This is a genomic window from Paraburkholderia sp., from assembly GCF_028283785.1.
Taxonomy (GTDB): domain Bacteria; phylum Pseudomonadota; class Gammaproteobacteria; order Burkholderiales; family Burkholderiaceae; genus Paraburkholderia.
This window is the reverse complement of record NZ_JAPWKB010000019.1, coordinates 1,370,253-1,391,616: the sequence shown is the minus strand read 5'-3', so window position 1 is coordinate 1,391,616 and position 21,364 is coordinate 1,370,253. Positions and strand designations below refer to the sequence as shown.

At 62.9% G+C, this 21,364-nt stretch carries 14 protein-coding genes; 10 read left to right on the top strand and 4 right to left on the bottom strand.

What is annotated here, in order from left to right:
* The first annotated feature begins 39 nt into the window (after window positions 1-39).
* The 6 genes from PW947_RS28410 (at window position 40) to PW947_RS28385 (ending at window position 8,439) form a co-directional block, all read left to right on the top strand.
* Complete coding sequence (locus tag PW947_RS28410) at window positions 40-2,247, top strand: polysaccharide biosynthesis tyrosine autokinase (RefSeq protein ID WP_299636071.1); 2,208 nt, start codon at window positions 40-42, stop codon at window positions 2,245-2,247.
* Between the two features lie 28 nt (window positions 2,248-2,275).
* On the top strand, window positions 2,276-3,226 hold the full coding sequence (locus PW947_RS28405) for a glycosyltransferase family 2 protein (protein ID WP_299635687.1): 951 nt from the start codon (window positions 2,276-2,278) through the stop codon (window positions 3,224-3,226).
* Window positions 3,223-4,386: a glycosyltransferase gene (locus tag PW947_RS28400; protein ID WP_299635686.1), complete on the top strand. Its 1,164-nt coding sequence runs from the start codon at window positions 3,223-3,225 to the stop codon at window positions 4,384-4,386. The genes PW947_RS28405 and PW947_RS28400 overlap by 4 nt, the downstream gene beginning before the upstream one ends.
* A gap of 3 nt (window positions 4,387-4,389) precedes the next feature.
* A complete protein-coding gene (locus PW947_RS28395; protein ID WP_299635685.1) occupies window positions 4,390-5,889 on the top strand; it encodes a glucose-6-phosphate isomerase in 1,500 nt (499 codons plus the stop codon).
* Window positions 5,886-7,094 carry a glycosyltransferase family 4 protein gene (locus tag PW947_RS28390; RefSeq protein WP_299635684.1) on the top strand — a complete coding sequence of 403 codons (1,209 nt, stop codon included), beginning with the start codon at window positions 5,886-5,888 and terminating at the stop codon, window positions 7,092-7,094. Before PW947_RS28395 ends, PW947_RS28390 begins: the two co-directional genes overlap by 4 nt.
* Window positions 7,095-7,278: 184 nt before the next feature.
* Window positions 7,279-8,439, top strand: a complete 1,161-nt coding sequence (locus tag PW947_RS28385) for a glycosyltransferase family 4 protein (protein WP_299635683.1) — start codon at window positions 7,279-7,281, stop codon at window positions 8,437-8,439.
* A 1,139-nt stretch (window positions 8,440-9,578) separates the two neighbouring features.
* Here PW947_RS28385 and gmd read toward each other — a convergent pair.
* The 3 genes from gmd to PW947_RS28370 form a co-directional block, all read right to left on the bottom strand.
* Entirely contained in the window at window positions 9,579-10,622 is a 1,044-nt protein-coding gene (gene gmd, locus PW947_RS28380; RefSeq protein WP_299635682.1) for a GDP-mannose 4,6-dehydratase, read from the bottom strand.
* A gap of 89 nt (window positions 10,623-10,711) precedes the next feature.
* A complete protein-coding gene (locus PW947_RS28375) occupies window positions 10,712-11,479 on the bottom strand; it encodes a GDSL-type esterase/lipase family protein (protein WP_299635681.1) in 768 nt (255 codons plus the stop codon).
* A complete protein-coding gene (locus tag PW947_RS28370) occupies window positions 11,476-12,702 on the bottom strand; it encodes an acyltransferase (RefSeq protein WP_299635680.1) in 1,227 nt (408 codons plus the stop codon). The genes PW947_RS28375 and PW947_RS28370 overlap by 4 nt, the downstream gene beginning before the upstream one ends.
* Window positions 12,703-12,768: 66 nt before the next feature.
* Between PW947_RS28370 and PW947_RS28365 the strand changes: the two genes are divergently transcribed.
* The 4 genes from PW947_RS28365 to PW947_RS28350 all read left to right on the top strand — a co-directional run bounded on the left by PW947_RS28365 (window position 12,769) and on the right by PW947_RS28350 (window position 19,565).
* Window positions 12,769-13,023, top strand: coding sequence for a hypothetical protein (locus PW947_RS28365; RefSeq protein ID WP_299635678.1), 255 nt, complete (start codon window positions 12,769-12,771; stop codon window positions 13,021-13,023).
* A 220-nt stretch (window positions 13,024-13,243) separates the two neighbouring features.
* Complete coding sequence (locus PW947_RS28360) at window positions 13,244-15,424, top strand: hypothetical protein (protein WP_299636069.1); 2,181 nt, start codon at window positions 13,244-13,246, stop codon at window positions 15,422-15,424.
* Window positions 15,425-15,624: 200 nt separating this feature from the next.
* A complete protein-coding gene (locus PW947_RS28355) occupies window positions 15,625-17,103 on the top strand; it encodes a flippase (RefSeq protein WP_299635677.1) in 1,479 nt (492 codons plus the stop codon).
* Window positions 17,100-19,565 carry a glycosyltransferase family 4 protein gene (locus PW947_RS28350; protein ID WP_299635676.1) on the top strand — a complete coding sequence of 822 codons (2,466 nt, stop codon included), beginning with the start codon at window positions 17,100-17,102 and terminating at the stop codon, window positions 19,563-19,565. The genes PW947_RS28355 and PW947_RS28350 overlap by 4 nt, the downstream gene beginning before the upstream one ends.
* A gap of 334 nt (window positions 19,566-19,899) precedes the next feature.
* Here the strand turns inward: PW947_RS28350 and PW947_RS28345 are convergent, their stop codons facing one another.
* A complete protein-coding gene (locus PW947_RS28345; protein WP_299635675.1) occupies window positions 19,900-21,120 on the bottom strand; it encodes an acyltransferase in 1,221 nt (406 codons plus the stop codon).
* Between the last annotated feature and the right edge of the window lie 244 nt (window positions 21,121-21,364).

Here is a 21,364-nt window from a genome sequence, read left to right as displayed (position 1 = left end):
CAAGGGATGGAAACTGTGAGCACTCAATTCAACCCCCAAATGGCCGCCGCGCCGGTCAGGACCGAAGAAGAAGACGTCGTCCTCGGTCAACTGGTGCAGGCGATTCTCGACGATATCTGGTGGCTGATCGGCGTGGCGCTGATCGTGATCGCCGCAGCGGGACTGTACTGCTACGTGGCGCGGCCGGTGTATTCCGCCGACGCGCACGTGCGCGTCGAACGGTCGGACAACACGTCGCAAGCGTTGACGCAGACGCAAACCGGCGCGGCGATTTCGAGTGGCGGCGACGGCTCCGTGCCGACCGATGCCGAAATCGAAATGATCAAGAGCCGTGGCGTGGTCGGCCCGGTGGTGCAGCAACTGAAGCTGAACTTCTCGATCGCGCCGAAGACGATTCCGCTGCTGGGCAGCATCGCCGGCCGCATCGCGACGCCGGGTCAGCCGGGCAAGCCGTGGTTCGGTCTGTCGAGCTACGCGTGGGGCGGCGAAGTCGCCAACGTCGATTCAATCGACGTGCCGCGCGAACTCGAAGGCCAGAAGCTGACGCTCACGGCCGAAGCGGGCGACAAATACGTGTTGCAAGGCCCGGACGGCGCGCTGCTGCTGCGCGGCACGGTCGGACAGCCGGCGCAGGGCGCGGGCGTGACCATGCTCGTCAACCGGCTGGTCGCGCGGCCGGGCACGCAGTTCTTCGTGTCGCGTGCAAACGATCTCGACGCGATCACCGCGTTCCAGTCGAAAGTGCAGGTGTCCGAGCAGGGCAAGCAGACCGGCGTGATCCAGATTTCGCTGGAAAACACCGATCCCGAACGCGCCGCGCAGATTGCCAATGCGCTCGCGCAGTCGTATCTCGATCAGCACATTCTGAGCAAGCAGGCCGACGCAAGCCGGATGCTGGACTTCCTGAAGAGCGAAGAGCCGCGCCTGAAGGCCGATCTGGAGCGCACCGAAGCGGCGTTGACCGCGTATCAGCGCCAGTCCGGCTCGATCAACGCGAGCGACGAGGCGAAGGTGTACCTGGAAGGCAGCATGCAGTACGAGCAGCAGATTTCGGCGCTGCGGCTGCAGGTCGCGTCGCTCGAACAGCGTTATGGCGACGACCATCCGACGCTCGTGGCCGCGCGTCAGCAGATGGCCGAGCTTCAGGCGCAACGCGCGAAATACGCTGACCGTTTCCGCGATCTGCCCGCCACCGAAGTGCGCGCGGTGCAGTTGCAGCGCGACGCGAAAGTGGCCGAAGACATCTACGTGCTGCTGCTCAATCGCGTGCAGGAACTGTCGGTGCAGAAGGCGGGCACGGGCGGCAACGTCCACATCATCGACGCCGCGTTGCGTCCGGGCGTGCCGGTCAAGCCGAAGAAGGTGCTGATCCTGTCGGCGGCGGTGATTCTCGGGCTGATTCTCGGCATCGGCGTGGTGTTCCTGCGTCGCGGTCTGGTCAAGCGCGGCATCGACGATCCGGAACAGGTCGAACGCGCGTTCCATCTGCCGATCTTCGGTCTGGTGCCGTTGAGCGCCGAACAGGCGCTGCTCGAAAAGAGCTTCGTGCGCGGCGGCGACCGGCTGCGTTCGGTGCTCGCGGATGCGCGTCCGAAAGACGTGTGTATCGAAAGCATGCGCAGCCTGCGCACCGCCATGCAGTTCACGATGATGGACGCACGCAACAACGTCGTGATGTTCACCGGCCCGTTGCCCGGCGTCGGCAAGAGCTTTCTGACCGTGAATCTGGCGGTGCTGCTCGCGCATTCGGGCAAGCGCGTGCTGATGATCGACGCCGACATGCGGCGCGGCGCGCTCGAACGCTATCTGGGCGGCGCCACCGACAACGGTCTGTCGGAACTGCTGAGCGGCCAGATTTCGCTCGAAGACGCGATCCGCGCGACCAGCATCGAGAACCTGAGCTTTATCTCGTGCGGGCGTCGTCCGCCGAATCCGTCGGAACTGCTGATGTCGCCGCGTATGCCGCAATACCTCGACGGTCTGGCCAAGCGCTACGACGTCGTGCTGATCGATACGCCGCCGGTTCTGGCCGTCACCGACGCGTCGATCATCGGTGCATACGCGGGTTCGACGTTCTTCGTGATGCGCTCGGGCGTGCATGAAGAGCGCGAGATCGCCGATTCGCTGAAGCGGTTGCGCGCAGCCGGCGTGCACGTGCAGGGCGGGATTTTCAACGCGATGCCGCCGCGTGCGCGCGGCACCTACGACCACGGTTACGCGGCTGTCCAGGAATACCTGAGCGCCTGACGATTCCCCGCATTGAGGAGCACACGCAATGAAACTAACGGTCCTGGTTCCGACATTCCGCCGTCCCGACGACCTGGCGCGCTGCCTCGCGGCATTGCAGCGTCAACGCCGCGCGCCGGACGAAGTGGTTGTGGTCGCCCGTCCCGACGACGAAGCGACGCATGCGTTTTTGCGTGACATGCTGCCCAATCCGGCGATGCCGCTGGTGATTGCGCCGGTCGAGTTGCCGGGGCAGGTGGCCGCGTTGAATCGCGGTCTGGACGCCGCGAGCGGCGACGTGATCGCGATCACCGACGACGATGCCGCGCCGCACGCCGATTGGGTCGAGCGGATCGCCGCCGCGTTCGAGGCGGACCCACGCCTCGGCGCGCTCGGCGGGCGCGACTGGGTTCACGAGAAAGGCCGCGTGCTCGACGGCGAGCGGCCGCTGGTCGGCAAGGTGACGCCGTCGGGGAAGATTATCGGCAATCACCATCTGGGCGTCGGCGGCGCACGCGAGGTCGATATCCTGAAAGGCGCGAACATGAGCTACCGGCGCGCGGCAATCCAGAACATCCGCTTCGACGCGCGTTTGCGCGGCGCGGGTGCGCAGGTTCACAACGACATGGCGTTCAGCATGAGCGTCAAGAAGGCGGGCTGGAAGCTGGTCTACGACCCGCGCGTCGCCGTCGATCATTTCCCCGCCGAACGGTTCGACGACGACAAACGCGACGCGCAGAACCTGCTCGCGATCCGCAACGCCGCGTACAACCTGCATCTGATCCTGCACGACAAGCTGCCGCCGGTGCGTCGCGAGGCGGCGTGGCTGTGGTACGCGCTGATCGGCACGCGGGTCTATCCGGGGCTCGCCCATGCCGCACTCGCCCTGCGCTCGAAAGCGGGCGCGGCGCAACTGTCGCGCTGGCGCGCGGTGCGGACGGGCGCATGGGAAGCGCGCCGCGACGCGTCGTTCAACCGGCAGACCGGAGTGCCTGCATGAGTACGAAAGTTCACGTCCATCTGTTTTACGGCGCGGACCCGCGCTATTACCGGCCCGGCGACAACATCGGTTGTCTGTACGGTTATCACCATGCCGAATCGGATGCGTTCGATCTCAGCTATTCCGAGGACGCGCGCGAAAGCAAACCGGTCAAGCTGCTGCGTCGCGCGATGAAAGCCGCGCTCGGTTTCGACCTGATCCACACGCTGCGCAATCGCGATGCGATGCTGCGCTCGGACGTGATCTGGACGCATACCGAGCAGGAGTATCTGTCGGCGGCGCTGATGCTGTTGATGAGCGCGCGCCGCGTGCCGCGCGCCCGTCAACCGATGCTGCTCGCGCAAAGCGTCTGGCTGCTCGACAAGTGGCCCAGTTACGGCGCGTGGCGCAAATGGCTGTATCGCAAGCTGATCGCGCGGGCCGACGTGCTGACCACGCTCGCCAGCGACAACGCCGCGCTGTGCCCGCCGTATCTGGGGCGCGACGCGACGCACGTGTATTACGGCCTGAACACCCAGGATTTTCCGGTGCGCGCGCCGCGCACGTGGGTGCCGAACACGCCGCTGCGAATTGCGGCGATCGGCAACGACCGCGACCGCGACTGGGAGACGCTGATCAAGGCATTCGGACACGATGCGCGTTACACGGTGAAACTCGCGACGCGTCGGCGGATTCCGGCATCGCTGCGGGCGCCGAACGTGGAGATCGCACTGTTTTCCGGTATCCGGAAGCAGCACGAGTTGTACGACTGGGCCGACGTGGTAGTGGTGCCGTTGCGGCCGAATTCGCACGCATCGGGCATTACCGTGATGCTCGAAGCGGCGGCCGTCGGCAAGCCGATGATCGTCACCCAGGTCGGCGCGCTCGACGACTACTTTCCGGCGGACACGGCAGCGTATGTGCCGCCGTTCGATCCGCAAGCGTTGCGCGATGCGGCCAACCGGCTGGTCGATACGCCCGCCGAAGGCTTGCGCCAGGCGCAGGCGGCGGCCGCGCGTCTGCTGTCCGCGAATCTGACCACCGAGCATTTCGCCGCGCAACACGTGCGGATCACGCAGGACATGATGGACCAGCGCGCGAGTCACGGCACCGCGCAGGTCGCCGCGCATCGCACCGCGCATGAAGTTCGCGCGGCCGGCAGCTCGCGCGGAGGGCTGTAGACGATGGCGTCGATCCCGCACGCAAGCGTTCAGCGCCGCAAGCGCCTGTTGCCCGGCGACCCGCAGGAGTGGGGGCCGCCCGCGATGCTGTGGCTGATCACCGCGGTGCTGATCGCCGGTCACCAGGGCGGTGTGCTGACGCTGGCGTTTCCGGTGCTGGCCACGCTGACGGGCCTGTGGCTCTACTTCAAGAGTCCGGCGAAGTACATCGGGTTTATGTGGTGGCTGTGGTTTCTGAGCCCCGAGGTGCGCCGTCTCGCCGACTGGTCGAAGGGCGCGTTCACGCCGACCAGCATGATTCAGGTCGCGCCGCTTGCGGTGACGATGATCAGCGCGCTGTCGTTGGTCCGCTATTACCCGTTGCTCGCACAGCGACGCGGCTTGCCGGTGCTGCTGACACTGCTCGGGCTTGCGTATGCGTTCCTGATCGGCGTGGTGTCGAGCGGGCCGATGGCGGCCGTCTACGACCTCGCGAACTGGGTATATCCGATCCTGATCGGCTTTCACATCATGGCGAACACGCGCAATTTTCCCGCGTATCGCGAGACGATTTTGAACACGTTCATCTGGGGCATGCTCGTGATGGGCGGCTACGGCGTGATCCAGTTTTTCGTGATGCCGCCGTGGGATCAGCTGTGGATGCTCGGCGCGCAGATGAGTTCGCAGGGCGATCCGGTGCCGATGGGCGTACGCGTATTCAGCACGATGAATTCGTCCGGGCCGTTCGCGTTCGCGATGATGGCGGCGATGGTGTTCGTGATGGCGGCGAACCACAAGGTGCGCTGGGTCGCGGCGGCGCTGGGCTTTCTGTCGTTCGGGCTGAGTCTCGTGCGCTCGACTTGGGGCGGCTGGGTGATCGCGCTAATCATCCAGCTCGTCAAGTCGAGCAATCGCGTGCGGATCCGGATCATCGTCAGCGCGGTGGTGCTGGCCGGTCTGTGCGTGCCGCTGTTCGCGGTGGGACCGGTGGCCGACCGGATGCAGACGCGTCTGCAATCCATCGTGAACCTGAACGACGACCAGAGCTACGCCGCGCGCAACGAGTTCTACGCGACCTTCGCGAAAACCGCGTTCAGCGACGTCGCGGGCGAAGGGATGGGCGCCACCGGCACCTCGACGAAACTGTCGAGCGACAACGGCGAACTGGGCAAATACGGCAGCTTCGACAGCGGCGTGATGAACATTCCGTTCGTGCTCGGCTGGCCGGGTTCGCTGCTGTATCTGTCGGGCATTCTGTGGATCATGGTGCGCGCGGTGCTCGCATCGTTCCGGATGCGCGACGACAAGTTCGTGTCCGCCTGCGTGAGTCTCGGACTCGCGATCTTCGCGATGCTGGTGTTCACCAATTCGCTGGTCGGCACCGGCGGCCTGCTGCTTTTCATGAGTCTCTTTTCGATTCTTTCCGCCGCGCACTGGCAAAAACTGAATCGCGTGGCGAACCGGCCGATGCCGGCGTCCGATCCACGCGCAACCACCGCTATCTATCACGGAGGCACTGATTGAGAGTCGCCATTGTTACGCACGTCGTACGCCATAACGACGGCCAGGGGCGCGTCAACCACGAGATCGCCCGTGCGGCCCTCGACGACAACATCGGCGTGACGCTGGTCGCGTCGCACGTTGCGCCGGAGCTGCTCGCGCATCCGAACGTCCGTTGGGCACCGGTGAAGATCGGCCGGTTCTGGCCGACCAATCTGTTGCGCCAGCAGGTGTTCGCACTCAAGAGCGCGCTGTGGCTGCGGCGCCATCGCAGCGAGTACGACGTGTTGCATGTCAACGGCTTCATCACGTGGATGCCTGCCGACGTCAACACCGCGCACTTCGTGCACAGCGGCTGGTTCGGCAGCAAGTACTACCCGTTTGGTCTGACGAAGGGCGTATGGTCCGCGTATCAGTCGGTCTATACGCGCGTCAATTCGTGGCTAGAACGCTGGGCGTATCGACGCTCGCGCGTGATTACCGCCGTGTCGAAGAAAGTCGCCGACGAGATTCGCGCGATCGGTGTCGGGCCGCGCAACCGGATCGATGTGATCTACAACGGCGTCGATACGCGCGGCTTTGCCGCCGCGAGCGGCGATCGCGCGAAATTCGATTTGCCGCCGGATGCGTTTCTGTTGCTGTTCGTCGGCGATCTGCGCACGCCGCGCAAGAATCTCGGCACGGTGCTCGCCGCGCTGAAGCATTTGCCGGAGCACGTGCATATCGCGGTGGCCGGTTATCTGCCGGGCAGTCCGTATCCGGAAGAAGCGAAGGCGCTCGGCATCGCGCATCGCGTGCATTTCCTGGGGCTGGTGAAGGAGATGCCGGTGCTGATGCATTCGGTCGATGCATTCGTGTTTCCGTCGCGTTACGAGGCGATGAGTCTGTCGCTGCTCGAGGCGATGGCCGCGGGCTTGCCGGTCGTGACCGCGCGCACCGCGGGCGGGGCGGAAATCATCACGCCCGAATGCGGCATCGTGCTCGACGATCCGGACGATCCACAGGCGCTCGCACGTGCGATCGCGACGCTTGCGGATTCGGACGACAAGCGTCGCGCGATGGGCGTTGCGGCGAACGAACTGGCGGGCGATTTCGGATGGGCGCGGATGGCCGAGCAGTACATCGCGCTTTACCGTCAGATCGCGGCGGCGTCGGCGGTGGATGCGAGCGTGAGCGAGCCGGATTCGCTTGCTGCGAACGTGCTGGTCACGCACAAGACGGTTAAGTAGCAGGTCTGAAAAGCAATGAGCGGTGGGGCACATCGGATGATCGCCGCATCGTGTATCACGTGGATATCCGGTCGGCATTTCCGGCTGAAATTGCCTAATGAAAGTCTTACCGATCTGCGCCACAAACCGTTCAATCATCATTGATCAATTGACACTTATTTCACGCTGGATAGGGGAAACCGAGATGACGACAAAAAGCTCCATCAAATCGCTACAGATCGGGATGCATTGGTTTCCGGAGCGCGCAGGCGGGCTCGACCGGATGTACTACTCGCTGGTGGGTGCACTGCCTGGCGCGGGCGTCGCGGTGCGCGGCGTGGTGGCGGGATCGTCGAAGGTTGCGGAAGACACGGGCGGTGCGATCCAGGGTTTCGGCGACGCAGGCGCGTCGTTGCCGGTGCGGTTGATGGCGGCACGGCGTGCGTTGCGTCGTGAGATCACGACCCAGCGTCCGGACGTGATTTCGTCGCATTTCGCGTTGTACACATTTCCCGGGCTCGACGTGACGCGCGGAATTCCGCAGGTCTCGCATTTTCAGGGGCCGTGGGCGGACGAAAGTCACGTCGAAGGCGCGGACTCGCTGGGGCAGCGTGCGAAGCGTTATCTGGAGAGCACGGTGTATGCGCGCTCGTCGCGGCTGATCGTGTTGTCGAATGCATTCGGACAGATTCTGAGTTCGCGTTACGGCATCTCGCCGGACCTGATTCGCGTGGTGCCGGGTTGCACCGACGTCGAGCAGTTCAACCTGCCGATCACGCCCGCTGAAGCGCGACTGAAGCTGCAATTGCCGCAAGGTCGCCCGATCGTGGTGGCGGTGCGGCGTCTGGTTCGCCGGATGGGTCTGGAGGATCTGATCGACTCCGTCAAGATTTTGCGCAAGCGCGTGCCGGACGTGTTGTTGCTGATTGCGGGCAAGGGTCGTCTGGAAGCGGAATTGAATGCACGCATTCAGGAAGCCGGGCTTGAGGACAACGTGAAATTGCTGGGTTTCGTACCGGATCAGCATTTGCCGGCGCTGTATCGTGCGGCGACCATTAGCGTCGTGCCGACGGTTGCGCTTGAGGGCTTCGGGTTGATTACCGTTGAGTCGCTGGCATCGGGCACGCCGGTGCTGGTGACGCCGGTGGGTGGATTGCCGGAAGCGGTGGCGGGGTTGTCGGCGGATCTGGTGTTGCCGGAGACAGGTGCGGCGGCGATCGCCGATGGATTGGCGAAGGCGCTGAACGGCACGATGAAACTGCCGGATTCGGATGCTTGTCGCGCTTATGCGCGGGATAATTTTGATAATGCTGTGATTGCCAGGCGGGTGGCGGCGGTTTATCAGGAGGCTATTGCAGCGCATTGATCGGGGCTGGGGTTGGTTGTGCCTGGGTTTGGTCTGGTTTGGTTTGGTCGCTCCTGGCGTGGCGTGCGCGTCCTGTATTCACACTGGTTTGCCTGGATCGTCCCTGTGCGGGACCGCACCTACTTTTCTTTGCTCGCGCAAAGAAAAGTAGGCAAAAGAAAGCGCGTTTACACCGCCGCTTCGTAGCGAGTGGCGTCTAGTATTTTTCGGGTAGTGGACCGCGCACGTTTGGAGTTCGCGGTCCGTTTTTCCCGGTGGCCCGCGCCCGCACATCCCGCCCGCTTCGCGGCGGTAGCCTGCTTCAAAAACCCGTTTGCGCCACGCTATTTTTCGGTTTTCTCGACTGTTCCGGCGGCGGGCCGAACGTGCGGTTTGCGCACAAAATCTGACTTCGTTAGGAAAATTCCGGCGTCGGCTCAAGCCCGGTTTTCACCACCCGATTTGACAGCCTTCACGACCGTTAGCGTCCGGCTCAAGAGCCGGATTGCGCCACGGCGTTCACCCAACTTCACGATGGTTTCGACGCTCTGCAGCCAGGAATTGCGCGCGGGAACAGCCCCGCGCATGCGAGGAAAGTGGGTGTTGTGACGGACGGAGTGCAGCGCGCGAAGAGCGCTGAGAGATGAAGACGGGGCTGTGCCCGTCGGCTGTCGCGAAGCGAACAGCCGGAACGAATGACTGCCTTGTCACCAAGACATGCGGCGCGGTAACTCAAATCGTGCGCGGTCCACTACCCGAAAATGAATAAACGCCACTCGCTACGAAGTGTCGGTGTAAACGCGCTTTCTTTTGCCTACTTTTCTTTGCGCGAGCAAAGAAAAGTAGGTGCGGTCCCGCACAGGGACGATCCAGGCAGACCAGCGTGAAAACAGGACGCGCACGCCACGCCATGAGCAACCAAACCAACACCATGCGAACCGCAAAACGCACCGGTCCCGCGCAGGGACGATCAGGCAAACCGACGCGAAAACAGGCCGCGCACGCCACGCGAGGAGCAACCAAACCAACACCATGCGAACCGCAAAACGCGCCGGTCCCGCACAGTGACGATCAAGGCAAACCGACGTGAAAACGGGACGCGCACGAAACCATAAAACCAACAAACGCAAACCCAACCTACCGCCAGAGGCGGAAAAAAATCACCACGTCTCATGTTGCTCGTTACGAGCCAGATCCGCCACCACCATCATCTGACACAACTGCTCGAGCGTCGTCTCGGGCTTCCACCCCAGCTTCTCCCGCGCCTTATCGGCGGCCCCAATCAGCAGATCCACCTCCGCCGGCCGATAAAACTTCGGGTTCACACGCACCAGCGTCTTACCCGTCGACACGTCGATACCGATCTCGCGCTCATCCTTGCCCGACCACTCCAGCTGATAGCCGGCCGCGGCAAACGCCATCCGCACGAAATCGCGTACGGTCTCAGTGCGGTTGGTCGCCAGCACATACGTGTCCGGCTCGCTCGCCTGCAACATCCGCCACATGCCTTCGACATACTCCTGCGCAAAACCCCAGTCGCGCTTCGCATCCATATTGCCCAGCTCCAGCGCATCCACCTTGCCCAGCCGGATCTTCGCGACGGTGTCGGTGATCTTGCGCGTCACGAACTCGCGCCCGCGCAACGGCGATTCATGATTGAACAGAATCCCGCTGCTGCCGAAAATCCCGTACGACTCGCGATAGTTGATCGTCGTCCAGTGCGCAAACAGCTTCGCCACACCGTACGGACTGCGCGGATAAAACGGCGTCTCCTCGCGTTGCGGTACCGCCTGAACCTTGCCGAACATCTCCGACGTCGATGCCTGGTAATAACGCGTGTTCTTGCTGACGATCCGGATGCCTTCGAGCAGATTCAATGCGCCCACACCCGTGACTTCGGCCGTCGTGATCGGCTGGTCGAACGACACGCCGACGAAACTCTGCGCGGCAAGGTTGTACAACTCGTCGGCCTGCGTGCTGTCCAGCAGACGCAACGTCGAGCCGAGATCGGTCAGGTCGTGTTCGACCAGTCGCAGGTTCGGATGATCGAGCACGCCCAGTTCGCCCATCCGCCAGAAATTGACGGAACTGGTGCGACGGTAGGTGCCCGTCACCTGATAGCCCTTGTCGAGCAACAGCTTCGTCAGATATGCGCCGTCCTGACCGGACACGCCGGTAATAATCGCTTTCGCCTGGTTGTTCATAGGTTGCCTTCGGTCAAGAGTAAAAGTAAAAATGCCTGGCTAGCCGGCAAAGCACGGCTCGATCAACGGACTGAACTGCATGAATTGCGTCATTCGCCTGCGTGGTTCGAACCACGATCGACTGCGCCGATCAACGGTTCCACCACGGCAAAATCCTGTGCGGCTTTCAACCGGTACAACGCCGGTTTCGGATGCGCGCCGTCCGACATCATCATTTGCCAACCCGATAACCCGCTGATGTACGCGTATTGATCGACGAGCGGCACGTGCTGCTCGGCGGCAACGCGCCGCGTCATCGCGATCATCGGTGCGAGATTCGTGTTAAAGCGCGGATCGGGCATCGGGTTCGACGTCTGCAAGACCACACGCTTGCCTGCCTTCAACGCGATCTGCACGAGTGCGGTCTCAGCCGCGTAAAACTGGTCGGGCGTCTGCTTGTGCATCATTTCGTTGATGCCGTAATTGATCATCACGATCTGCGCGGACGAAGCGCTCATCCGCTCGCGCCACGGCACGCCGCGTGCGCGGTCGGTGCCGTCGAGCAGTTGCGAGGCCATGGTTCCGCCTACAGCGAGATTCGTCACGCTGATCGACGCCGCATCGGCGCTGTGCGCATCGCGCAAACGGTCCTGCAAAGCGGTCACGGCGTTGTCCGGCAACGGCGCGCAATGACCGTTCGCACAGGAAATGCCGAGCGTCGTCGAGTCGCCGTACGCTTCGATCAACACACTTCGCGTCGATACGGCCGACGCCGCAGACGCCGCGGGATCGGTCAGCACAGCGGCTGCGGCGAGTGCGATCGCACTGACGCCCAGCCGCACACGCAAGCGTCCGGCATGCGACACACGCGCCGTCATGCACGCCCCTGCGACGCCCGCGACGCCGACGCGAGGCCGTTACCCGAGCCCGCATTGGTCGACGCGTTGGCCATGCCGTGCGACGCATGGGCGGTTTTCTGCGCCTTCGAATGAGCCGGAAGCGGATGTGTGGCGTGCGTTGCATGTGCGGGCGACGTCACGCGCACCGGTTGTGCCGCACGCTTGCCCGCGCCGTGAATCAGGCGTCGCTCGAAACCGAACCAGGTCGCGCTGGCATAGGCGAGCGTGATCGCGAGCGCCAGCGCGGCCGTCACGTAGCGGTTCATATGCAGCGGCCACAGCGTGTACAGCACGCTCAGGTGAATCAGATAGATCGTGTAGCTGATCGTGCCGATATAGACGAGTACCGGATTGCACAGCAGCCGCTTGACGATGCCCTTGCTTTGCAGCGCAATCACCACGACCGACGTGCACAGCAACAGCGACACGCTATAGAGCGCTGCATTCGACAGCGGCGTATTCGCTGCACGAAAACGCGGGTAGTGCAGATGCAGCCACGCGAGCACTGCAAGCGCGGCAAGCGCGCCCAGCACGGCGAGCCCCTTGAACGGTTCGAGCGCATTCGGATTGCGTCGCACCATCACCGCGAGCAATGCGCCGGCCGCCAGCAGATCCATCCGGAACGGCGTCAGGTAATAGATCGGCCAGAACGAATCGAACCACGGCGTCGCCACGGCGCGCAGCACCGGCACGATCACGATCAGCGCGGCCGCTACGTAGCCGAGCGCGCGTTGCGGCACGAACAGGATCACGAACGGCCAGACGATGTAGAACTGTTCCTCGACCGCCAGCGACCACAGCACGTTGAGACTGTCGTGACCGCTCTGGTTCAGCGCGTCGCCGATATTCGTCGCGAAGAACGCGTACCACTGCCAGTGCTGCATCCACGCGACCCCGAACAGCAGCGACGAGACCGCCATCAGCAACAGATACGGCGGCAGGATCCGGCGTGCACGTCGCGCATAGAAATAGCTGAAATACGACTGGCCGCGCGACTTGCGTTCCATCAGGATGCCGCTGATCAGAAAGCCGCTCAGTACGAAGAACAGATCGACGCCCATCCACAACGGCGCTTTCAACGCGTGCTGGGCGAACACGGCCAGCACGGCGATCGCGCGCAGGCCGTCGAGTTGCACGATCCGCGGCGAATGCGCGGGCGCGGTCGTCGAAGCGGGTGGCGTGGAGAGAGCGCTAGCTGTCATGAACCGTCCATATGAGCGATGCATCGTGATGGGACGCGCAATGGGCATGGCGACGAGGCCGTGCGCATGGCAACGGAAGCGCGATTCATTCTAGGGAAAAGAAAATCCGAAAAAACGCGGATGAAATTGAATCCGCTATGCGCGCTGATGCACGGTTTTATTCACGACGATCACGCACAGTGGACGGCGAAGCCGTTGCAACAGGGCTTACAGCCGGATAACGCGGTGTTATCCGCGCGCAATGAATCGGTAAAGATGATTTTTTTTATCGAACCGGCGTGTAATCGCAGGTCGCTTTTGCGGATGAGCAGTTTTAATTGAATTACTTCGTAACGTCTTTAAAGCCTCGAATAATTTTGAATTAATTTCGAATTTGGCCGGAACGGCTTTCACGCGTAACGTCGCCGTGCACGGGCGGCAGCCGCGCGTCCAATCTGCCGCTGCCACCTGGAGGAATACTTTGGCTCGTTTGTCCGGTTTGTCCGTCTCATCGACCGTATCGAAAGCCGGCTTCAAGTCGGTGGCGAACTCGGTCGGCAAATTGTTGTGCGCGTTCGCATGTGTGGTCGCGGTCGGTTCGCACGCGGAAACCGCGCTGAACGTGAAGACCTCGTGGATCGGCAACACCTTCGGTTTCGGCGACGGCGCGTGGACCCAGATCAACATCTCGGCCATCGCGGTCACGCCCGACGGCAAGGTCTATACGAACACGCCGTGGGACGAAAGCGGCGCAGAAATCAGCGTGTACCAGAACGGCAAGATGCTCGGTTTCGCGGGCGGCACGCACGGCTGGGGCAATAGCGGCGGCAACGCGATCGCGTTGAACCACAAGTATCTGTATGCGGCGGTCGCGGTCGATAACGAAGGCGGTCATCTCGTCGGACAAGGCATCTGGCCGCCGAAAGGCCAGCAGTGGTTCGGCGTGTCGCGCCGCACGATCGGCGATATCAAGAACGTCGCGGCGTTTCAGGCCGCTGCGCGTCCGCTCGATCCGCATGCGCAACTCGCCACCGGTTTTCTGAAGATCAACGAGGTCGATACCGAGAACAAACGCGCGAAGGCCAGCGCGTCGGATGCGAATATCGGCGGCCTCGCGGCCAACGACACGACGCTCTATGCGTCGGACACGTCGAACGACCGGATCCTGTCGTACACCGCGGATTCGATGCAATCGAAAGCATCGTGGACGGTCCGCGAACCCGGGCGTATCGCGCTCGCGCCGGACAACTCGCTGTGGGTGCTGAGCGACACGCGCACCGCCAAGGCGCCGAAGCTGCTGCACCTGGGCGCAAGCGGCCAGCAGCTCGACGACGCACCCGCGCTGCCGCCGGAAACGGTCGCGGTGGACGTGGCGGTGGACGCGCAAGGCCGGGTGCTGATCGCCGATAATGGGCCGCGCCAGCAGGTGCTGTTCTTCACGAAGAGCGGCGCGCGTTATGCGATGTCCGGCATGCTCGGCGAGCGCGGCGGTATCTTCTCGGGCGTCGCGGGCAAGCCGGGGCCGCAGCGGTTCAACGGACTGACCAGCGTCGGCGTCGATGCGAAGGGCAACGTGTACGTCGGTTGCAACGGCACCGGGCCGAATTACGAACCGCTCGGCGCCGGTCTCGGCGCGACGCTCGAAAGCTATGCGTCGGACGGCAAGCAGCAGTGGCAGGTGCAAGGGCTGTTGTTCGTCGATGGCGCGTGGATCGATCCCGCGCGTCCGGACAGTGTCTATACCGGCAACAAGCGCTTCGAACTCGATCTGTCCAAACCGGCCGGTCAGGACTGGAAATACGTCGGCTTTCTGTCGAACCGCTTCAAGTATCCGGAAGATCCGGTGTTCCATACCGATCAATGGCCGGGCCTGCCGATCGCACGCAGCCTGAAGGGTCACACGATCCTGTATCTGACCGACATGTACGCGGATCACCTGAAAATTTACCGCTTCAATGCCGCGCGCGACGGTGAGGTTGCGATTCCGTCGGGCTTTATGGCCGACCGGGGCCGTCCGGTGGAAAACATTCCGAATGCGCCGCCAGGCGGCGACTGGATCTGGCGCGACAGCAACGGCAACGGCCGTTTCGACGCGAACGAATTCACCACCAACACCACCGGCACCAAGCTCGCGGGCGGCTGGGGCTGGTGGGTCGATACCAATGGCGACATCTGGCGCGCACGCGACGACAAAGGCATCTTCCGCTTCCGCTTCGGCGGGCTCGACGCGCAGGGCAACCCGATCTATTCGTACTCGAACCTCACCGCATATCCGGTGCCGCAACCGTTCACCGAACTGCATCGCGCCATCTACGAACCGGATACCGATTCGATGTACGCGACCGGCTACACGCCGCAACTGCCGGGCGACAAGAACTTCTGGAAGGAGGCCGGGCGTCTGCTGGTGCGCTACGACAAATGGGGCACCGGCAAGCCGGTGCAGCGCTATGCGATCACGCTGCCGTGGGAGCCGAACGCGCGGCCGGTGCGTACCGCGATCGGCCTGACGGTCGAAGGGCAATATATTTTCGTGGTCGAGCCGGTCGGCGCGGTGCATGTCTACGACAAGGACACCGGCAAGGAAATCGGCGTGATGCGGCCCGGTCCGGAAGTCGGCAGTACGTCGGGCTGGGTCGATGTGCCGAACGGCGTCAGCGCCGCGCGTCGCAAGGACGGCGAATACCTGGTGTTCGTCGAGGAAGATGCGCGCGGCAAGGTGACGATGTACCGGTGGAAGCCTTGACGATGCACTCTGCAGCGCAAGGTCCGGCGTAGTCTCCGGCGTGATCTCCGGCTTAACCCGCCGGGCACGCCGGGCCGTGCGGCACGCTGCCTTTTTTTCGATACGCGTGAATTATTTTCTAACGACTCGCGCGTATTAATGCCGATTTTTTACGTGCTTTACTCGATGCGGGATATTCGCGCGGAGAGCAAAGGCACACGATGGACAAAGGCATTCTCAGGAACGTAGCGATCAATTTCGTCGGGCTGGTGTTGCCGACGTTCGTGTCGCTCGTCACGGTTCCGTCGTACATCCACTTTCTGGGCGTCGAACGATACGGCGTGATCGCGCTGGTGTGGACGCTGATCGGCTACTTCGGGATCCTCGATCTCGGCATGAGCATGGCCGCGCAGAACCACATCTCGAAGGCGCGCGCGTCGAACGATGCCGACGAATGCGAGCGCGTGTTCTGGAGCGCGACGTGGCTCAATCTCGTGACGGGCATCATCGGCGGGCTGATCATCTATTTCGGCGCGTTTCTGTACACCGCGTATTTCACCAAGGTGTCGCCGGAACTTCAGCATGAGGTGTATCTCGCGTTGCCATGGCTCGCACTGGCGATTCCGCTCGCGAACGTGTCGTGGGTGTTTGCCGGCGCGATCAACGGCGCGGAACGGTTCGGCGTCTACAACACCAATCAGACCATCGGCACGTTCCTGTTCCAGTTGTTGCCGCTCGGCGCCGCGTGGGCGATGGGCCCGACCTTGCAGAACGTGCTGGCCGCAGCCGTGCTCGCGCGACTGATCGCGGCGGTGATGCTGGGGCGCTCGGCATTCAAGGTGCTCGACATCCGCGCGGTGCGTCCGCCGCAATTCGGCGTCGCGAAAGGGCTGTTCAGTTTCGGCGGCTGGATGCTGATTGCCAGCGTCACGCAGATGGTGATGGACTCGCTCGACCGCGTGATGCTCGGCACCGCGATGGGCGCGAAATTCGTCACGTATTACACGGTGCCGCAGAACCTCGTCACGCGTCTGAACATCGTGCCGACCGCGCTGCAACGCACGCTGTTCCCGCGTTTGTCGGCGGTTGAACGCGCGCACGCCGACACGCTCACGCAACAATCGCTCGAATTTCTCAATGGCGTGTTCACGCCGGTGGCGCTGGTCGCGTTGCTGGTGCTCGAACCGTTTCTGCATCTGTGGGTCGGCAACGAGATCGCGACCGTCGCCGCGCCGGTGGGCCGGATCCTGATCATCGCCGTGTGGCTGGTCGGCCAGGCGAACGTCACGCGCATCCTGATCCAGTCGCAGGTCAATCCGGCCACCGCCGCGCGCGTCGGGCTGTTCGAATTGCCGCTGTTCGCCGGCGCGCTGTGGTTCGGCATCTCGCACTTCGGACTGCCCGGCGCAGCCGTTGCGGTGGCCGGGCGTTCGCTGTTCGATTACGGCGTGCTGCTGAAATTCGCCGCGATTCGCGCCCGCCCGATCGTGCTCGACATGGTCGCGCACCTTGCGTTTCTGCTGGGCAGCCTGTGGCTCGCGAACGTGATGCCCAGCCTCACGAGCGCGATCGTCGCGGCGGTGCTGGTGGTGGCCGCGAACCTCGTCTGGTCGTTCACGATGACTCCCGCTTTGCGCGAACTTGCGCGTTCATTGCTGTCGCAACTGAAGTTGCGGCTGATTCCGAGGAAGAGCGCATGAAAAACGATGCCTTCGATGAAGTCGTCATGCAGCCGGCCACGCGCAGCGTGCTGGCCGAACTGACCACCGCACCGGTCGCAAGAGCGCCGCAGCGTCCCGCGACGCCGCCCGGCAAGCCCGTGCGCGTGGCGATCATCCATGACTGGCTGGTGACGTATGCCGGTGCCGAGCGCGTGCTCGAACAGATCGTCGCCTGTTTTCCGGACGCCGATCTGTTCGCGTTGGTCGATTTTCTCGGCGACGACCGCGCGTTCTTGCGCGGCAAACGCGCGACGACGTCGTTTATCCAGAAGCTGCCGAAAGCGGCCACGAAATACCGCAGCTATCTGCCGCTGATGCCGCTCGCGATCGAGCAGCTCGACGTGTCCGCGTACGACGTGGTGATCTCCAGCAGCCACGCCGTTGCAAAGGGCGTGCTGACCGGCCCGGATCAGGTGCATATCAGCTACGTGCATTCGCCGATCCGCTACGCATGGGATCTGCAGCATCAGTATCTGGAACAGTCGAAGCTGACCAATGGTCCGAAGTCCGCTCTGGCGCGGATGGTGCTGCACTACATGCGTAACTGGGACACGCGCACCGCGAATTCGGTCGATCACTTCGTGTCGAATTCGGCGTTTATCGCGCGACGCATCAAGAAGGTGTATCAGCGCGACGCCGAAGTGATTTTTCCGCCGGTCGATGTCGATGCGTTCACCGTCAACACGCAGAAAGACGACTTCTATCTGACCGCATCGCGGATGGTGCCGTACAAGAAAATCGACCTGATCGTCGAGGCGTTCGCGCAGATGCCGCAGCGCAAGCTCGTGGTGATCGGCGACGGGCCGGAGATGGAGCGGATCCGCGCGAAGGCGGGGCCGAACGTCGAGATCATGGGATATCAGCCGTTCAAGGTGTTGCAGGACCGGATGCGTCGCGCGAAGGCGTTCGTGTTCGCAGCGGAGGAAGACTTCGGCATTTCGGTGGTCGAGGCGCAGGCCTGCGGCACGCCCGTGATTGCATACGGCAAGGGCGGGGCGCTCGAAACCGTGCGCGATCTGTCCGATCCGCGCCCCACCGGGATGTTTTTCGACGAGCAGAATACCGGCTCGATCGTCGCCGCCGTCGATGCGTTCGATGCGAACCTCACGCGTTTTTCGCCGCACGATTGCCGCACGAATGCCGAGCGTTTTTCCGCCCAGCATTTCCGCGAGCGCTTCTTTGCGCATGTGAAGGCGGCGGTCCCGGCGATGCGAACGGCGACGTTGCCGGTCTATACGCCGTACGTCGCCGCGCCCGGTTCGAACGACGCCGACGTCGCCGGCGCGCCGCGCATTCTCGCGATCGATCAGAGCGGCGTGCTCGGCGGTGCGGAATTGTCGTTGCTCGAAATCGTCAAGGCGTTGCGGGCGCGGATCGAAGTCGTGCTGTTCGACGATGGACCGTTTCGCACGGCGCTCGATAAAGCCGGCGTGAAGGTCAACGTATTCGATGCGGGCGCGCTGCGGTCGGTGCGCAAGCAGGGTGCGATTCCGAAGCGTCAGGCGCTGGCGAGCGTGCTGTCGCTGGTGCGCGAGACGAAGAAGCGCGCGAAGAACGTGGACGTGATCTACGCGAACACGCAACGCGCGATGGTGATCGGCGCGATCGTCGGGCGTCTCGCGAGAAAGCCGGTGGTGTGGCATTTGCGCGATATCGTCAGTCGCGAGCATTTTGGCGGCAAGCAACTGCAGATCATCAAGTGGTGCGCGAAATTCGGTCTCGCGCATGTGATCGCGAATTCGGCGGCGTCGGCGCGTGCGTTTGCGGAGCTGACGGGTTTCGACGACCGGCATATCGACGTCGTGTTCAACGGCATTTCGGTCGAGCCGTTTTATGCGTTGCGCGCCGTGCCGGTGAGCGCGTTGCGCGCGCGGCTGAATCTGCCGCAGGATGCCTATCTGGTCGGCTCGTTCAGCCGTCTCGCGCGCTGGAAAGGCCAGCACGTGCTGCTCGAAGCGATGGTGCTGAACCCGGATATGCACGCGGTGCTGGTGGGCGCGCCGCTGTTCGGCGAAGACGCGTACGAGATCGAATTGCGTGCGTTCGCGGCGAAACACAATCTCGGCGCGCGGCTGCATTTCCTCGGTTTCCAGCATGACATCGCCGCTTGCATGCGTGCGGTCGATGCGGTCGTCCATACGTCGATCACGCCGGAGCCGTTTGGGCGCGTGATCGTCGAAGGGATGCTGGCGCAGCGCCCGGTGATCGCGGCGCGCGCCGGTGGTGTGCTCGAAATCATCGACGACGGCGTCAACGGTCTGCTGTGTACGCCCGGTGACGCGCATGCGCTCGCGGATACGCTCGCGGAAGTGCGCAGCGACGACGGGCTGCGCGAGCGTCTGGTGTCGCGGGGATATGAAACCGCGTTGAGCCGTTTCGGCACGCAAGGGTATGTCGAAGGGGTCGAGCGGATTCTGAAGGACGTTGTGGACGGACGGTAGCGGGGTGGGTGCGGGTCGATGCGGGTTGGTGCGGTTGCGGGTGGGGCAGGTATGGACAGGCCTTCAGGGAGGCCGTGGCAGTGCCGTAGAGGCAAAATCAGGTTGCACAGCGTAGCAGTGGCACGAGGGCGGTTGCGAGATTGCCTGAGTGCTTTTCAAAGCGGCCGCAAGGCCGCTTTTTTTTCGTGGGTGACTGGATTCGCTGGGGTCGCGATTCAGGTGGACAAGCGATTGGGCGATGCCGGATCGGGATCGGCAAAGAAAAAGGCGCGAAGCCGAAGCTTTGCGCCTTGAGTACTTACCGGAGCCGCACGCATTCAGCGTGCACGCTATCTCACCCCCGCCTCGGTTTCAACCGTGCCGACCAGCGCATCGCAGGCAACTCCACCAGCCGGTAAAACCCATACGCGACGATCACCGCCACCACCATGAATCCAAATGACGGCCAGATCGACACCTGCAATTCCGAGCGGAACAGCACCGACCCGAGCAGCACGAAAATCGGCAGGTGGATCAGATACAGCGAGAAACTGAAGTCGCCGAACGGCGACAGCACCTTCGACACCGCGCGTGATATCGCGCCGGGCTCGGCTTTCGGTTCCAGCGCCTTATACAGATAGAACGCGAATCCGATCGCCCAGCACTGAAACGCGCCGAACTGTCCGTAATTGAACACCACGCAACCCAGCACCGTAAACACCGCGGCGGCCACATACAGGCCGCGCGATGCCGGTCGCTGAACGATGCCCGAGGTCGCCGCAACCGACTTCGCCGCGCGCGCGTCCGCGATCCATGCGCCGATCGTCCACGCGAACCAGTACGACGTGAAAAACTGGATGTCGCGCGGTTCCAGTAGCGCCGCCGACACCACGTTCACCACCGCGACGATCGCCAGCACCTTCGTCATGCCGATCTTCCTGCGCAACGCGAACAGCAGCGGATAAATCACGTAGAACTGCACTTCCAGCGACAACGTCCACAGCGCGCCGTTCGATCCATACGTATGCAACGCGAGCCCTTGCAGCGAAAACAGGTTCACGAGAAACGGCATCAAGCCGATATCGTTGATCCGGTGATTCACCGGCGGCAGTTGCAGACTGATCGAATCGAGCGCCAGCGTAAGCACCAGCGCTGCAAGCAGAACCGGATAAATCCGCACGAAACGCCGTAGCCAGAAATTCGACGTATCGAGCCGATACGCCGGATTCTGCGCGAAACGGAACGCCGCGCTGCGGTGGATGCAATACCCGCTGATCACGAAAAAAATCGGTACGCCCGCCGATCCCCACGCAATCGGGAACGTCAGATAACCGATGATCGTGCTGAGACTGTGCGAATGCCCGACGCTCTGGTGGAACGCGCGCATCCCGACCCATTCGATCTGCCGGCAATGGAAATACGCGACCAGCAACGCCGCGAAACCGCGCATGACGTCGATGATTTCTTCCTTGCCGACCGCCGCCGTCCGCACGGGCGAGCCGATCGACGATGCCGCCGAAGCCGGCAATGTGCTGGACAGCGTCGCGCCGCTGGCATCGAATGCCGAATCGCTCATAGTCCGCTTCCCTGTAACTGGTTTGACGAAAATCGCAGATAAAAAAGGCCGCCCGCATGCACGTCGCGCGTGCATGCGGAGACATTCGGCCTCCCCATGTTAGTCGAGCGAATCAATCAAAAAATGCAGAAAAAATCAAAAGCAAACGTGTGCGCGCTTCAAACATGTGACGATTTGTAATCGCTTGCAGGCAAGGCGGCGCACGAATATTTTGTCGATTTTTTCATGCTAGTTTGAATAAACG

What these genes read in the sequence shown, in the direction of transcription:
- PW947_RS28410 (WP_299636071.1), top strand. Translation starts at nt 40, where the DNA reads ATGGCCGCCGCGCCGGTCAGGACCGAAGAAGAAGACGTCGTCCTCGGT.
- PW947_RS28405 (WP_299635687.1), top strand. Translation starts at nt 2,276, where the DNA reads ATGAAACTAACGGTCCTGGTTCCGACATTCCGCCGTCCCGACGACCTG.
- PW947_RS28400 (WP_299635686.1), top strand. Translation starts at nt 3,223, where the DNA reads ATGAGTACGAAAGTTCACGTCCATCTGTTTTACGGCGCGGACCCGCGC.
- PW947_RS28395 (WP_299635685.1), top strand. Translation starts at nt 4,390, where the DNA reads ATGGCGTCGATCCCGCACGCAAGCGTTCAGCGCCGCAAGCGCCTGTTG.
- PW947_RS28385 (WP_299635683.1), top strand. Translation starts at nt 7,279, where the DNA reads ATGACGACAAAAAGCTCCATCAAATCGCTACAGATCGGGATGCATTGG.
- gmd (WP_299635682.1), bottom strand. Translation starts at nt 10,622, where the DNA reads ATGAACAACCAGGCGAAAGCGATTATTACCGGCGTGTCCGGTCAGGAC.
- PW947_RS28375 (WP_299635681.1), bottom strand. Translation starts at nt 11,479, where the DNA reads ATGACGGCGCGTGTGTCGCATGCCGGACGCTTGCGTGTGCGGCTGGGC.
- PW947_RS28370 (WP_299635680.1), bottom strand. Translation starts at nt 12,702, where the DNA reads ATGACAGCTAGCGCTCTCTCCACGCCACCCGCTTCGACGACCGCGCCC.
- PW947_RS28365 (WP_299635678.1), top strand. Translation starts at nt 12,769, where the DNA reads ATGGCAACGGAAGCGCGATTCATTCTAGGGAAAAGAAAATCCGAAAAA.
- PW947_RS28355 (WP_299635677.1), top strand. Translation starts at nt 15,625, where the DNA reads ATGGACAAAGGCATTCTCAGGAACGTAGCGATCAATTTCGTCGGGCTG.
- PW947_RS28350 (WP_299635676.1), top strand. Translation starts at nt 17,100, where the DNA reads ATGAAAAACGATGCCTTCGATGAAGTCGTCATGCAGCCGGCCACGCGC.
- PW947_RS28345 (WP_299635675.1), bottom strand. Translation starts at nt 21,120, where the DNA reads ATGAGCGATTCGGCATTCGATGCCAGCGGCGCGACGCTGTCCAGCACA.